Origin of the sequence: Micromonospora alfalfae, assembly GCF_022230925.1 — a bacterium.
GTDB lineage: Bacteria > Actinomycetota > Actinomycetes > Mycobacteriales > Micromonosporaceae > Micromonospora > Micromonospora alfalfae.
This window is the reverse complement of record NZ_JAKKFH010000001.1, coordinates 201,792-215,545: the sequence shown is the minus strand read 5'-3', so window position 1 is coordinate 215,545 and position 13,754 is coordinate 201,792. Positions and strand designations below refer to the sequence as shown.

The 13,754-nt window shown below is 69.1% G+C and carries 13 protein-coding genes; 10 read left to right on the top strand and 3 right to left on the bottom strand.

Features of this window, described 5'->3' with window-relative positions; translation table 11 throughout:
- The first annotated feature begins 19 nt into the window (after positions 1–19).
- Complete coding sequence (locus tag MED01_RS00995) at positions 20–349, top strand: phospholipase (RefSeq protein WP_238666627.1); 330 nt, start codon at positions 20–22, stop codon at positions 347–349.
- A gap of 458 nt (positions 350–807) precedes the next feature.
- Positions 808–1,065, top strand: a complete 258-nt coding sequence (locus tag MED01_RS00990; RefSeq protein WP_007455784.1) for a WhiB family transcriptional regulator — start codon at positions 808–810, stop codon at positions 1,063–1,065.
- Positions 1,066–1,212: 147 nt separating this feature from the next.
- Here MED01_RS00990 and MED01_RS00985 read toward each other — a convergent pair whose 3' ends face one another.
- Positions 1,213–1,662 carry a metallopeptidase family protein gene (locus MED01_RS00985; RefSeq protein WP_238666626.1) on the bottom strand — a complete coding sequence of 150 codons (450 nt, stop codon included), beginning with the start codon at positions 1,660–1,662 and terminating at the stop codon, positions 1,213–1,215.
- 153 nt (positions 1,663–1,815) lie between these two features.
- On the opposite strand from MED01_RS00985, the gene MED01_RS00980 reads away from it, so the two are divergent.
- Positions 1,816–2,184 (top strand): DUF3499 domain-containing protein, encoded by a 369-nt coding sequence (locus tag MED01_RS00980; protein WP_091394110.1) that lies wholly within the window; start codon positions 1,816–1,818, stop codon positions 2,182–2,184.
- A 222-nt stretch (positions 2,185–2,406) separates the two neighbouring features.
- Here the strand turns inward: MED01_RS00980 and MED01_RS00975 are convergent, their stop codons facing one another.
- The gene (locus MED01_RS00975) at positions 2,407–3,753 is read right to left on the bottom strand and encodes an aspartate aminotransferase family protein (RefSeq protein ID WP_238666625.1); all 1,347 of its coding nucleotides are present in this window, start codon (positions 3,751–3,753) and stop codon (positions 2,407–2,409) included.
- A gap of 1,230 nt (positions 3,754–4,983) precedes the next feature.
- A complete protein-coding gene (locus tag MED01_RS00970) occupies positions 4,984–5,496 on the bottom strand; it encodes an Lrp/AsnC family transcriptional regulator (RefSeq protein WP_091394101.1) in 513 nt (170 codons plus the stop codon).
- 214 nt (positions 5,497–5,710) lie between these two features.
- Here MED01_RS00970 and MED01_RS00965 point away from each other — a divergent pair, with 214 nt between their 5' ends.
- The 7 genes from MED01_RS00965 (at position 5,711) to MED01_RS00935 (ending at position 13,534) form a co-directional block, all read left to right on the top strand.
- The gene (locus MED01_RS00965; protein WP_238666624.1) at positions 5,711–6,895 is read left to right on the top strand and encodes a polyamine ABC transporter substrate-binding protein; all 1,185 of its coding nucleotides are present in this window, start codon (positions 5,711–5,713) and stop codon (positions 6,893–6,895) included.
- A 5-nt stretch (positions 6,896–6,900) separates the two neighbouring features.
- Positions 6,901–8,052, top strand: coding sequence for an ABC transporter ATP-binding protein (locus MED01_RS00960; RefSeq protein WP_238666752.1), 1,152 nt, complete (start codon positions 6,901–6,903; stop codon positions 8,050–8,052).
- Complete coding sequence (locus tag MED01_RS00955; RefSeq protein WP_238666623.1) at positions 8,049–8,957, top strand: ABC transporter permease; 909 nt, start codon at positions 8,049–8,051, stop codon at positions 8,955–8,957. The genes MED01_RS00960 and MED01_RS00955 overlap by 4 nt, the downstream gene beginning before the upstream one ends.
- Before the next feature lie 58 nt (positions 8,958–9,015).
- On the top strand, positions 9,016–9,852 hold the full coding sequence (locus MED01_RS00950; protein ID WP_238666622.1) for an ABC transporter permease: 837 nt from the start codon (positions 9,016–9,018) through the stop codon (positions 9,850–9,852).
- Complete coding sequence (locus tag MED01_RS00945; RefSeq protein WP_238666621.1) at positions 9,849–11,315, top strand: NAD(P)/FAD-dependent oxidoreductase; 1,467 nt, start codon at positions 9,849–9,851, stop codon at positions 11,313–11,315. The genes MED01_RS00950 and MED01_RS00945 overlap by 4 nt, the downstream gene beginning before the upstream one ends.
- Complete coding sequence (locus MED01_RS00940) at positions 11,315–12,496, top strand: saccharopine dehydrogenase family protein (protein WP_238666620.1); 1,182 nt, start codon at positions 11,315–11,317, stop codon at positions 12,494–12,496. The genes MED01_RS00945 and MED01_RS00940 overlap by 1 nt, the downstream gene beginning before the upstream one ends.
- A gap of 270 nt (positions 12,497–12,766) precedes the next feature.
- Positions 12,767–13,534, top strand: a complete 768-nt coding sequence (locus MED01_RS00935; RefSeq protein WP_238666751.1) for a G5 domain-containing protein — start codon at positions 12,767–12,769, stop codon at positions 13,532–13,534.
- Positions 13,535–13,754: the final 220 nt, after the last annotated feature.

Here is a 13,754-nt window from a genome sequence, read left to right as displayed (position 1 = left end):
CGGGCGAAGGGCGAACTGGATGCACGAGCACGCGTACGGGCCGTCGGAGACCGGGACCGTCATCCTCGATCTGGGCGGCGACACCGGCGCCCTGATCGTCTACACGGGTCGGGATCTGCACGGCCGGGAGATCGAGATCAGTCGCGACGACGACCGTCGGGTCCACTCGGCGGTGCGTGAGCGTCGGGTGCGGGACGGTTCGTTCCACAGTGCGGTCTATCCCGATCTGCCGAGCGGAATTTATACCGTCTGGTGGGACGATCGTACGCCCGCCGGCACAATCTCTGTCCATGGTGGAGAGATAGCCGAGTTTGCCTGGCCCAGCAGCGGTTTCGGGGCCGCCGGCTGACCCCGGAACCTCGGTTTCACCACCGCGCCCCGTCCACATTGTGGACGGGGCGCGAGTGCTGTTCGCAGCTCGACGGGCGGTCTGCGCCGCACCGCGTTAACCTGTCCCCCACCAAGATCAGCTTAGGGGTGGAGGTCCCTGGTGCCGTCCGGTCGGCGACTCGTCGGAGAAGCGCCACGGCAGAAAAGTCGGGCAACTCGCCGGAGAGGGCGTTACTCGGCCGGGGTCTGAATCGATAGGGCAGGTTGCGAGGCTGGACGGCCCGAGTGGCCGGCCGGGGGTGTCGGGAGGGCGACTCCATTATCAAGTTTGGCTTGACGGCGCACGCATTACACGCGTGTAATTTGAATGGGGTTGTTCGCACGGAACGCAACAAAACGGGACCGGACGGACAAGCACGCCTTTCGCGTGGGGGGTTGCAGCGGCGATGACGCCGGTGCGCGACAAGGAGGCATTTGATGGACGGCCAGCTTGAGGTGGCCGACCTGCTCGGAAACGCGCCGGAGTGGCAGGAGCGGGCGTTGTGCTCGCAGACCGACCCCGAGGCGTTCTTTCCCGAGAAGGGCGGCTCGACCCGCGAGGCGAAGCGGATCTGCTCGCGTTGCGAGGTCAAGACCGAGTGCCTCGAATACGCACTGGGTCACGACGAGCGGTTCGGCATCTGGGGTGGGCTCTCCGAGCGGGAGCGGCGCAAGTTGAAGCGGCGGGCTGCCTGAGCGGTTCAGGTCTGGGCGGTGCAGGTCTGCGCGGGGGGCGGCCTGAACGGTTCGAGGTCTGTGCGGTGCAGGTCCGCGCGGGGGGCGGCCTGAGTGGTGTGAGGTCGAGGCGGTGGGGGCCGCCCGACTCTCCGCCCGGAGGTTGGCTCAGGCGAGCTCGTCCGGGTCCACCCCGAGAAGGTTCGCCACCTGTTCGATGATCACGTCATGGACGAGATCGGCGAGGTCCTCACGGTCCATCGCCCGGAACTCCAGGGGCCGCCGGTACAGCACGATCCGCGGCGGCACCTCCTGCCGGCCCGGGCGGCCGGGCAGCAGCCGGGCCAGCGGGACCTCGCCATCCTCCAGTACGTCCGAGTCGTAGACGTTCAGGTCCGGCGGGACATCCTCAACCGCGAACTCGACCCCGGCCAGCTCCTTGGCGAACCGACGCTCCAGCGTCTCGACGGTGTCCAGGACCAGGTCATCGAAGACCTCGGCCTTGGTCCGCGCCAGCGGCACGGTGGCCGGAACCAGCCGTCCGCGCAGGCCGCGCCCGTGCCGGTCACGATGCGCACGCCGGCCGGGGCCGGTGCGGCGGTGTTCCGGGCTCGTCATGAGGCAAAGGGTAGCGCCCGTCCCGGGCTGGTCAGCGGCAGCGCCGCTCCAGTGGCGCGGCGCGCCCAGGACGGTCGACTGTGATCACCATGACGGGCGTGTCGCAACGCGAAGCGATGCGCCGGACCCGGTAATGGAGATACCCTGCCGCACGTGAGGTCACCACGGCGCTGCTCCCGTAACGGCTGCCCCCGGCAAGCGGTCGCCACATTGACCTATGTCTACAACGAGTCGACAGCGGTGGTGGGGCCGCTGGCGGCGTTCGCCGAGCCGCACACGTACGACCTCTGCGAGCCGCACGCCCGCAGCCTGACCGCGCCGCGGGGCTGGGACGTCGTCCGACACGAGGGCGAGTTCGAGCCGCCGCCGCCCACCACGGACGACCTGGTCGCGCTGGCCGAAGCGGTCCGCGAAGCCGCCCGCCCGGCCCCCCGCCCCCCGGAGCCGGACCAGAACCGTCCCGAGAACCCCCACCAGACCGGCCGCCGAGGCCACCTCCGAGTGATCCCCCCCAACCACTGACCCGCCAGGGTGCCCCACACGGCACCCCCTGGCCCCAAGATCGCACTCGATCCTGGTTGTAGTGGCCTCACGCCGTTCGGACCCCACTCTTTCCATGTTCGAGCGCGATCTTGCGGGTCGTTCGCAGTGCGGTGGGGCATTCCCGCGTTGATCAAGAGGTTTCGGTCACCATTCGGCGCGTTCCTGACGCAAACCTCTTGATCAACAGGAGGTGCGGCCGGGTTAGAGGCGGGTCCAGGCTTGGGTGAGGACGGTGCGGAGGATCTGCTCGATCTCGTCGAAGTGCTGCTGCTCGGCGATCAGGGGTGGGGCCAGCTGGATGACCGGGTCGCCCCGGTCGTCGGCCCGGCAGTAGAGGCCCGCCTGGAACAGGGCTGTCGAGAGGAAGCCGCGCAGCAGGCGCTCCGACTCGGCCTCGGTGAAGGTCTCCCGGGTGGTCTTGTCCTTGACCAGTTCAATGCCGTAGAAGTAGCCGTCGCCGCGGACGTCGCCGACGATCGGCAGGTCGTGCAGCTTCTCCAGGGTGGCCCGGAAGGCGTCCTCGTTGGCGCGTACGTGCCCGACCAGGTCCTCTCGGGCGAACACCTCCAGGTTGGCCAGGGCCACCGCGCAGGAGACCGGGTGCCCACCGAAGGTCACGCCGTGGGCGAACATGCCGGTCTCGGTGAGGAAGGGTTCCATCAGCCGGTCGCTGGCGATCATCGCGCCGAGCGGGGCGTAGCCGGAAGTGATGCCCTTGGCGGTGGTGATGATGTCCGGCTGGTATCCGTAGCGCACCGCGCCGAAGTACTCGCCCAACCGCCCCCACGAGCAGATCACCTCGTCCGAGACGAGCAGCACGTCGTACGCGTCGCAGATCTCCCGTACCCGCTGGAAGTAGCCGGGTGGCGGTGGGAAGCACCCGCCGGAGTTCTGCACCGGCTCAAGGAAGACCGCGGCGACCGTGTCCGGCCCTTCCCGCTCGATGGCCCGACCGATCTCGTCGGCGGCCCACCGGCCGAACGCCTCGGGGTCGTCGCCGTGCTCGGGCGCCCGGTAGAAGTTCGTGTTCGGCACCTTGATCGCGCCCGGCACCAGTGGCTCGAAGTCGCTCTTGATACCGGGCAGGCCGGTGATCGACAGGGCACCCATGGAGGTGCCGTGGTAGGCGATGTAGCGGCTGATCACCTTGTACTTGTTGGGCTGCCCGGTGCGCTTGAAGTACGCGCGGGCCAGCTTCCACGCCGCCTCGACGGCCTCCGAGCCGCCCGTGGTAAAGAAGATCCGGTTGAGGTCGCCGGGGGTGAGCGCGGCGATCCTCTCGGCAAGCTCGATGGCCTTCGGGTGCGCGTATGACCAGAGCGGGAAGTACGCCAGCTCGCCGGCCTGCTTGGCGGCGGCCTCGGCCAGCTCGGTGCGGCCGTGGCCGGCGTTGACCACGAAGAGCCCGGCGAGCCCGTCCAGGTAGCGGCGACCCTGCGCGTCCCACACGTACGCTCCCTCGCCGCGCACGATGGTCGGCACCTCACCGGCGGAGTAGCTCGCCATCCGGGTGAAGTGCATCCAGAGGTGGTCGGTGGCGTTGGCCATGTCAGCCCCATCGGTCGTCGGGCCGGTCAAAGGGGTGAAGCCGGCCGCTCTGCCAACGGTTATCGCACAGCCCCGACCTCCGAGGCAAGTGTTATCGGCGGTATCACGGCCGGTTGGCGACGGATTTAGCGCACAGGCGTAGTGTATGCAACGGAATCCGCACCGCTGTTGCTGGGTTGATCGGCGGTCGGCAGGAGCCCGATGTGCGCTGGTCGCTGCCTTTGGAGCTGAATCGTTTGCGACATCAGGGCTGCCCTGGCGCGGCTGCCTTGTCACGGCTGCCTTGTCACGGCTGCCTTGTCACGGCTGCCTTGTCACGGCTGCCTTGTCACGGCTGCCTTGTCACGGCTGCCTTGTCACGGCCGCTCCACGAGCCCTTCCGGGCTTCGCGGCGTCGACCAGGCTGGCCGGTCGTCGCGCGGGGGTCTGCCGGTCTGTGCGTGGACGTCGGCGGGTTGGTCGCGTCGGGGGGTCTGCCGGTCTGTGCGCGGGGGCCGGTCGGTTGGTCGCGCCGGGGTGTGCCGGTCTGTGCGTGGACGTCGGCGGGTTGGTCGCGTCGGGGGGTCTGCCGGTCTGTGCGCGGGGGCCGGTCGGTTGGTCGCGCCGGGGTCTGCCGGTCTGTGCGCGGGGGCCGGCCGGTTCGTCGCGCGGAGATCGGCCGGGTCGTCGCGCGGGGGTCTGCCGGTCTGCGCGTGGACGTCGGCCGGTCCGCCGATTCGTTTGCGACATCAGCTCCAAAGGGCCCGGCTGGTGGTAGCGCCTCCCTCCGGCCGCCGGCTCGATTCACTCCGGATCGCCGAGATCGCGGTGTTCGGGCGTGGTTGACACCGCGATATTGGTGAACTCGAGTGGATCAAGCGCGAGGGCAGGGCTGGGAGGCGGGGGTCGGCCGCCGGGGTGACGCGGTCGGGGTGACGTGAGTCGGGGTCGGGGTCGGGGCGGCGCGGTCAGCGTTACGGGTCTGGTGAGGCGGTCGGGGGCGCGGGGTCGGGGTGGCGTGGGTCAGGTGGCGCGGGTGACGCGGTGGGCGCGGTGGGCGCGGTCGCCGCGACCGACCACTGATCCACTCGGGTTCATGGAAACCGGGGCGTCAGGGCGGCCCCGACACCCCGACTTCCTGAAGACCGAGTGGATCAAGCGCGGCGTGAATCGAGCGCGGCGTGGATCAAGCGCGGCGTGGATCGAGCGCGGCGTGGATCGAGGGCCGCGTGGAGCACAGCGGTGGCGGCGTCAGGCCGTACCCCAGGTGTAGGTCTGTTTGCGGAGTTTGAGATAGACGAACGCCTCGGTGGAGAGCACCCCGGGCACCGCGCGCAGCCGTTGCAGGATCTCCAGCAGGTGGTCGTCGTTGCGGCAGACCACCTCGGTGAGCAGGTCGAACGACCCGGCGGTGATCACCACGTAGTCGACCTCGTCCAGCTCGGCCAGCCGGTCCGCGACCGCTTCCAGGTCGCCGTCGGTACGTAGGCCGATCATCGCCTGCCTGTTGAAGCCCAGCTGGAGCGGGTCGGTCACCGCCACGATCTGCATCACGCCGGAGTCGAGCAGCCGCTGCACCCGCTGGCGGACCGCCGCCTCGGACAGCCCCACAGCCTTGCCGATCGTCGCGTACGGGCGGCGGCCGTCCTCCTGAAGCTGCTCGATGATCTGCTTGGCCACGTCATCCAGCAGAGCGTGATTGGCACCGTCACGGACAGCGACGCGTCGACCGCCGTTGCTGTTCTCGTGCTGCCGGTTTGTCATTGCCCGCTCCCCATGTCCCGAATCGTGATGTCGCGCGTGTATCCCCGCGTAGTCTGGCGTATTTCGTCGTGTATCGCTATTCCCGCAACGGAATCCCTTGTAAGGGAGGTCACCTCATGTCAGGATCAGTCGTCCATGGCACTTGACCCTCCCGACATTCCCGCCGGCGTGCCTCCCCGTCCCGCCCGCCGACGATGACCCCCTAGGAGTCGTCATGCGTACTCCCCTCCGGCCCCTCTCCCGGCGTGGACTGCTCACCGGCACTCTCGGTTCGGCCGCCCTGCTCACCCTGGGCGGCAGCCTCGCGGGCTGCGGCACCAAGGGCGCGCAACAGACCGAAGCTGGCTGCGTCAGCGAGGACCTCTCCGGCACCGAGAAGAAACTCGCCTTCGCCAACTGGCCGCAGTACATGGACGTGGACGACACTGACGAGTCCAAGCGACCGAGCCTCGACGAGTTCATCACGAAGACCGGCATTCAGGTGACCTACACCGAGGACATCAACGACAACAACGAATTCTTCGGCAAGGTGCAGAACCAGCTCGCCGCCTGCCAGAGCACCGACCGGGACATCATCGTGCTGACCGACTGGATGGCGGCCCGGATGATCCGGCTCGGCTGGATCCAGAAGTTGGACCCGGCGAAGATCCCGAACGTGCAGGCCAATCTCCTTCCGTCGCTGCTCAACCGCCCCTTCGACGCCGAGAACCGGATCTCCATTCCGTGGCAGTCCGGCCTCGCTGGCCTTGCCTACAACGGCAACGTCACGAAGGAACTGCGGACTGTCGACGAACTGCTCACCCGCCCCGACCTCAAGGGCAAGGTGACAGCGCTCAGCGAGATGCGCGACACCATGGGCCTGCTGCTCGGGTCGAACGGGCACGACCCGGCGAACTTCACCGCCGCCCAGTTCGACGACGCCCTCAACAAGCTCAAGAAGGCAGTCGACTCCGGGCAGATCCGCAAGTTCACCGGTAACGACTACGCGCCGGACCTGGCCAAGGGCGACATCGCCGCGTGCATCGGCTGGTCCGGCGACGTCATCCAACTGTCCGGCGAGGACGAGAAGGTGCGGTTCGTCGCGCCGGATTCAGGCGTGATGCTCTACAGCGACAACATGATGGTCCCCAACAAGGCCACCCACAAAGGCAACGCCGAAGCGCTGATCAACTACTACTACGAGCCGGCGGTCGCGGCGAAGCTGGCCGCGTACGTCAACTACATCTGCCCGGTCACTGGCGCTCAGGCCGAGATGGAGAAGATCGACCACGAGCTGGCCGCCAACCCGCTGATCTTCCCGGACGAGGCGCTGCTGTCGAAGTCCAAGGTGTTCATGGCCCTGGACGAGAAGCAGGAGAAGGAGTACGAGGGCAAGTTCCAACAGGTCATCGGGGCGTGACGAGGATGGCGCGCGAGACACCCGCCGGCGACCTGCGCCTGGCCGACCTCACCAAACGGTTCGGCGTCTTCACAGCTGTCGACGACCTGAGCCTCACCATCGAGCAGGGTTCGTTCTTCGCGCTGCTCGGCGCGTCCGGCTGCGGCAAGACCACCACGCTGCGGATGATCGCCGGCCTGGAGGAGCCGACCAGCGGCCAGGTGCTGCTCGGTGACCGGGACATCGCCCGGCTGCGGCCCTACAAGCGGCCGGTCAACACCGTCTTCCAGAGCTACGCGCTCTTCCCGCACCTCGACATCTTCGAGAACGTGGCCTTCGGACTGCGCCGACGCGGCATCCGCTCGGTCGACGACGAGGTCACCCGGATGCTGTCGCTGGTGCAACTCGACGGCTACGGCAACCGGCGCCCCGCGCAGCTCTCCGGGGGGCAGCAGCAGCGGGTCGCGCTGGCCCGCGCCCTGATCAACCGGCCGCAGGTGCTGCTGCTCGACGAGCCGCTGGGCGCACTCGACCTCAAGCTGCGCCGACAGATGCAGATCGAGCTGAAGCGCATCCAGACCGAGGTCGGCATCACCTTCGTGCACGTCACCCACGACCAGGAGGAGGCCATGACGATGGCCGACACCGTCGCGGTGATGAACGCCGGCCGGATCGAGCAGTTGGGTGCCCCGGCCGACATCTACGAGTTTCCCGCCACTGCCTTCGTGGCCAACTTCCTCGGCCAGTCCAACCTGCTCGCCGGCGAGGCCACCAGCGCCAGCGGCGGCGACGTAGCGGTGACGGCGCACGGCACGCGCTTTTCGGTGCCCGCCGGCCGGTCGCGGGCCGAGCACGGCCCGGTTCACCTGGGGGTACGCCCAGAGAAGCTGATTCTGGTCGGCTCCGCCGACCAGGTGCCCGCCGGGCATCAGCAGGTCACCGGAGTGGTCACCGACGCCTCCTACGTGGGAGTCAGCACGCAGTACCTGCTGCGGACCGGCTGGGGCACCGAGTTGTCGGTCTTCGCCGCCAACAGCGGGACGTCGACGCCGGTGGCGGTCGGCAGCGAGGCGGTGGCGTACTGGGATCCGCAGCACGCGTTCCTGCTGCCCCGCGACGCAGCAGACACCGACCGGACGTCGCCGGTGCTGGACGAGCCGGTAGGTGCGTCGTCGTGACCCTGCTGGCCCCCACCAGAGCGGGTCACCCGCCGCCCGCGCCACCGGCAGCCCGGTCCGGGCGACGCCGACTCCTGCCGTACCTCCTGTTGCTGCCCGGTGCGGCCTGGCTGCTCATCTTCTTCGGTGTGCCGCTGGTGCAGTTGGCGGCGGCCAGCCTGTACGACCCCAGCGGCTCGCTCTCCACCGGGTACGCGATGACCTGGGCGGTCGGCAACTACCCGGACGTGCTGCAGGCGTACTGGCCGCAGTTCCTGCGCTCGTTCGGTTACGCCGGGCTGGCCCTGGTGTTGGCGTTGCTGCTGGGCTACCCACTGGCGTACGCCATCGCGCAGAAGGCCGGCCGCTGGAAGAACCTGCTGCTGGTGTGCGTCGTCGCGCCGATGTTCACCAGCTTCCTGGTCCGCACGCTGGCCTGGAAGACGATCCTGTCGGACAACGGCGCGCTCGTCGGTCTGCTGCGGGACGTGCACCTGCTCGCCCCGGACGGTCGGCTGCTGGCCACGCCGTTCGCTGTGGTGCTCGGCCTGACGTACAACTTTCTGCCGTTCCTGGTGCTGCCGCTGTACGCGAGCCTGGAGCGGCTGGACCCCCGGTTGCTGGAGGCGGCCACCGACCTGTACGCGAGCCCGGTGCAGGCGTTCCGTCGGGTGACGCTGCCGCTGTCCATGCCCGGTCTGGTCGCCGGCACGCTGCTGTTCTTCATCCCGGCGAGCGGCGACTACATCAACGCCGAACTGCTCGGCACCCCGAACGAATACATGATCGGCAACGTCATCGATTCGGCGTTCCTGGTCCGACTGGACTACCCGCAGGGCGCCGCGCTGTCGTTCCTGCTGATGGCGGCGATCCTCGCGGTGGTCTTCGGCTATCTGCGCAGGGCCGGCACGGAGGAGGTCCTCTGATGAGCGCGAGGAGTGCAGCGCAGCGGAGCCCCGCAGTCGCGAATGAAAGGCGGCTCCGATGAGGCTCTCGCGCTGGTTGGCCGACCGGTGGGTGATGATCGTGGCGTTACTGGTGCTCGGCTACCTGGCGCTGCCGATCCTGGTGGTGGCCGCGTTGTCGTTCAACCGGCCGTCGAGCCGGCTGTCGTACGACTTCAACGAGTTCACTCTGGACAACTGGCGGCAGCCGTGCGCCACCTCGGACATGTGCGACGCGGTGGTCCGCAGCGTGCAGATCGGCTTTCTCGCCACAGTCGTCGCCACAGTGCTCGGCACCCTGATGGCGTTCGCGCTGGTCCGGCACCGCTTCCGGGGCCGGTCCGGGATCAACGTGCTGATCTTCCTGCCGATGGCCACCCCGGAGCTGGTGATGGGCACGTCGTTGCTGGCCCTGTTCGTGTCGGCGGGCGTACCGCAGGGCTTCTGGACCATCGTGATCGCACACGTGATGTTCTGCGTGTCGTTCGTGGTGGTCACCGTGAAGGCGCGGCTCGCCGGGATGGACCGGCGGCTGGAGGAGGCCGCCATGGACCTCTACGCCAACGAGTGGCAGACGTTCCGCCGGATCACCCTGCCGCTGGTGCTGCCCGGCATCGTGGCCGCCGCGTTGCTGGCCTTCTCGCTGAGCTTCGACGACTTCATCATCACGAACTTCAACGCCGGCACCACTGTCACGTTCCCGATGTACGTCTGGGGCGCTGCCCAGCGTGGCATCCCCCCACAGGTCAACGTCATCGGCACGGCGATGTTCGCGGTCGCGCTGCTGCTGGTGGGGCTCAGCTCGCTGCGCGGTCGACGGGCCCGCCGCGCCAACCTGCTGGTCGGGCCGGCACATCCCGCGCGCCGGTCGTCATGACGCTCCCGCATACCGACCGGGCTTTGGCCGACGCGGCACCCGTGCCGTACTGGCTCGATCGCCCGGACCGCCCCGACCCGCTACCGCCACTGGGCGGTCGGCACACCGCCGACCTGCTGGTGATCGGCGGCGGTTACAGCGGACTGTGGGCCGCGTTGTTGGCGAAACAGGCGGACCCGGACCGGGACGTGCTGCTCGTCGACGCCGGGACCTGCGGTTGGGCAGCGTCTGGGCGCAACGGCGGTTTCTGCGCCGCCTCGCTGACCCACGGCCTCGCCAACGGCGTCGACCGGTTCCCCGACGAGGTCGGCGAGTTGGAGCGCCTCGGCCGGGACAACCTGGACGCCATCGCCGCCACCGTCGCGACGTTCGACATCGACTGCGACTTCGAGCGCACCGGTGAACTGGCCGTCGCCGTCGAGCCGTACCAACTCGACGGGCTGGCCGCCGACGCGGACCTGGCCCGCCGGTACGGCCACCGGGTGCGGTTGCTCGACCGGGACGAGGTACGCGCCGAGGTGCACTCACCGACGTACCTGGGTGGGATGTTCGACGCCGACCGGGTGGCGATGGTGGACCCGGCGAAGCTTGCCTGGGGGCTGCGCCGCGCCTGCCTCGACCTCGGCGTACGCGTGCACGAGCACACCCGGGTCACCGGCCTGCGCGCCGACAGCGCGGCGGTGCACGCCAGCACCCTGGGCACCGGCCCCGCCGCCCACCCGGTCGACAGTGGCCGGGCCGACACCACCGCCGCCGGCCTGCCCGGCTCGATACGGGCGCGCCGGGTCGTGCTGGCCACCAACGCGTTCCCGCCGCTGCTGCGCCGGCTGCGGGCCTACCTGGTGCCGGTCTACGACCACGTGCTGATGACCGAGCCGCTCACCGCGGCCCAGCGTGACGCCATCGGGTGGCGCAACCGGCAGGGGCTCGCCGACACCGCCAATCAGTTCCACTACTACCGGATCACCACCGACGGGCGGATCCTCTTCGGCGGTTACGACGCGGTCTACCACTACGGCAACCGGGTCGCGCCCAAGCTGGAGCAACGCCCAGCCACCTTCACCACCCTCGCCCGCCACTTCTTCACCACGTTCCCACAGCTCGCCGACGTGCGGTTCAGCCACCGCTGGGGCGGTGTCATCGACACCTGCACCCGGTTCTGCCCGTTCTTCGGCACCGCCTACGGCGGTCGGCTGGCGTACGCGGCCGGCTACACCGGCCTCGGCGTCGGGGCCAGCCGCTTCGGGGCCCGGGTGCTGCTCGACCTGCTCGACGGCGGGAACACCCCGCTGACCGGGCTCGACCTGGTTCGCCGCAAGCCACTGCCGTTCCCGCCGGAACCCGTCCGCGCGGTTGGCATCAATCTCACCCGCTGGTCACTGGCCCGCGCCGACGCGCGCGAGGGTCGGCGCGACCTCTGGCTCCGTACTCTCGATCGTTTCGGTTTGGGGTTTGATTCCTGATGCGTGTCCTCCTCGTCGGCGCCGGTGGCGTCGGCTCCGCCGCCGTAGCCATCGCCGCCCGACGGACCTTCTTCGAGACCATTGTGGTCGCCGACCACGACCCCGTGCGGGCCCAGCGGGCGGTCGCCGGGCACAGTGACCGTTTCGTCGTCGCCCAGGTGGACGCCTCCTCGGCCGACGCGATCACCGCGCTGTGCCGGGAGCACCGGATCACGCACGTGCTGAACGCCGTCGACCCGCGGTTCGTCATGCCGATCTTCAACGGCGCGTTCGCGGCCGGCGCCGACTACCTGGACATGGCGATGTCGCTGTCGCACGTCGAGACCGGAGTGAAGCTCGGCGACGAACAGTTCGCGCTCGCCGACACCTGGTCGACGGCCGGTCGGCTGGCACTGTGCGGCATCGGGGTCGAGCCCGGCCTCTCCGACGTGTTCGCCCGCTACGCGGCCGACGAACTGTTCAGTGAGATCGACGAGATCGGTGTCCGGGACGGGGCGAACCTCACCGTCGACGGGTACGACTTCGCGCCCTCGTTCTCCATCTGGACCACCATCGAGGAGTGCCTCAACCCGCCGGTCATCTGGGAGCGGGACCGGGGCTGGTTCACCACCGAACCGTTCTCCGAGCCGGAGGTGTTCCACTTTCCGGAGGGGATCGGACCGGTCGAGTGCGTCAACGTCGAGCACGAGGAGGTGCTGCTCATCCCGCGCTGGGTCAAGGCCCGGCGGGTCACCTTCAAGTACGGCCTCGGCGACGAGTTCATCGAGGTGCTCAAGACGCTGCACAAGCTCGGCCTGGACGCGGTCTCCCCGGTGCGGGTACGCGGCGTCGACGTCTCCCCGCGTGACGTGGTGGCCGCGAGTCTGCCCGACCCGGCCACGCTCGGTGCCCGGATGCGCGGCAAGACCTGCGCCGGCACCTGGGTACGCGGCCTCGGCCCGGACGGGCAACCCCGCGAGGTCTACCTGTACCACGTGGTCGACAACGAGTGGTCGATGCGGGAGTACGGGCACCAGGCCGTGGTCTGGCAGACCGCCGTCAACCCGGTCGTCGCGTTGGAGTTGCTCGCCAGCGGCGCGTGGGCCGGTGTCGGAGTGCTCGGACCGGAAGCGCTGCCCCCGATGCCCTTCCTCGACCTGCTGAACGGTTACGGGTCACCATGGGCGGTGGAGGAGCGGTGAGCATGCGGCGCTGACGGCATCGCGACAGTTCCGTCGCCGCCGTTGGGCCTCCGATCCCTTGTCGACGCGGTGCATGGTGATCTGCGGCTTTTGGCGGTGTTGACACCCGCACGATCGGCCCTGCCCGGCCAGCCTGGAGGGTTGGCACGTCTGTCGACTCGTCGCCCACGAACGCGCCCACTGATCTTTCCTTGAGGCGAAAGGCGCAGGTGACGAGCGCGACGGTGGATATTGCAGGCTGTGTTTGCGACGACACTCATCGCCGTGACGATGCAACCACCACAGAACCCGGGGCCGCCGTACCCGCCGTCGTTCGGCCAGACGCCCCGACCGAACTGGTTCCGGCGGGCCACTCCCGCCGGCCGGGTCGCCGTGATCCTCGGCTCGGTGACGCTGTCGATCCTGCTGCTCTGCTGCACTGGCACCGCCATCGTCGGCGCGTTGACCGGCGAGCCGGAACCGACCAAGACCGGCACCGCCGCCGAGCAGGCGCAGCAGCCGATCCTGGCTGCGCCCGGCGAACCGGCCCAGGACACCCCGGCCATCGCCGCGCCCTCCACCACGCCCCCGTCGGAGCCCGCCACTGCGCCCTCGTCGGTGGCACCCTCGTCGGCGGCAGCCGCGCCGGTGGTGCAGGTGACGACAGTGACGGAACAGGCCACCATCCGGTACGGCCAGCGGACCGTCAAGGACTCGTCACTGGCCGAGGGCAGGCGGGTCGTCCGGACCAAGGGCGTGAACGGGGTCCGGACCCTGACCTACGAGGTGACCACCACCGACGGTGTGCGGACCGCCAAGAAGCTGGTCAAGTCCGCCGTGACGAAGCAGCCGGTGACCCAGGTGGTGGCCGTCGGCACCAAGAAGCCGCAGTCGTCGAAGTGCGACCCGAACTACAGCGGCTGCGTCCCGATCGCCAGCGACGTCGACTGCGCGGGTGGTAGTGGCAACGGCCCCGCCTACGTCAGCGGACCGATCAGGGTCATCGGCAACGACATCTACGACCTGGACCGAGACGGCGACGGCATAGCCTGCGACTAACCCCACCCCCACCCGTGCACCCACCCCCTGCCCCGGCGATCTTGCACTTTCTGTGCTCACTTTTCATTTCCTATCGGGCATATCGACGACAGGAAGTGCAAGATCGCGGGGGTGAGGGTTCTGGGTGGGACTCCTGCAGTGTGAGGCGCTAGCACGACAGGGGGTGGGGTTGGGGGTTGTCCACAAGGGGGATCGTTTTCCACAGGTGGTCATCGCGGGA

Bases quoted from the DNA above. Each gene is read 5' to 3' on its own strand.
- MED01_RS00995 (WP_238666627.1), top strand. From the start codon at position 20: ATGCACGAGCACGCGTACGGGCCGTCGGAGACCGGGACCGTCATCCTC.
- MED01_RS00990 (WP_007455784.1), top strand. From the start codon at position 808: ATGGACGGCCAGCTTGAGGTGGCCGACCTGCTCGGAAACGCGCCGGAG.
- MED01_RS00985 (WP_238666626.1), bottom strand. From the start codon at position 1,662: ATGACGAGCCCGGAACACCGCCGCACCGGCCCCGGCCGGCGTGCGCAT.
- MED01_RS00975 (WP_238666625.1), bottom strand. From the start codon at position 3,753: ATGGCCAACGCCACCGACCACCTCTGGATGCACTTCACCCGGATGGCG.
- MED01_RS00970 (WP_091394101.1), bottom strand. From the start codon at position 5,496: ATGACAAACCGGCAGCACGAGAACAGCAACGGCGGTCGACGCGTCGCT.
- MED01_RS00965 (WP_238666624.1), top strand. From the start codon at position 5,711: ATGCGTACTCCCCTCCGGCCCCTCTCCCGGCGTGGACTGCTCACCGGC.
- MED01_RS00960 (WP_238666752.1), top strand. From the start codon at position 6,901: ATGGCGCGCGAGACACCCGCCGGCGACCTGCGCCTGGCCGACCTCACC.
- MED01_RS00950 (WP_238666622.1), top strand. From the start codon at position 9,016: ATGAGGCTCTCGCGCTGGTTGGCCGACCGGTGGGTGATGATCGTGGCG.
- MED01_RS00945 (WP_238666621.1), top strand. From the start codon at position 9,849: ATGACGCTCCCGCATACCGACCGGGCTTTGGCCGACGCGGCACCCGTG.
- MED01_RS00940 (WP_238666620.1), top strand. From the start codon at position 11,315: ATGCGTGTCCTCCTCGTCGGCGCCGGTGGCGTCGGCTCCGCCGCCGTA.
- MED01_RS00935 (WP_238666751.1), top strand. From the start codon at position 12,767: ATGCAACCACCACAGAACCCGGGGCCGCCGTACCCGCCGTCGTTCGGC.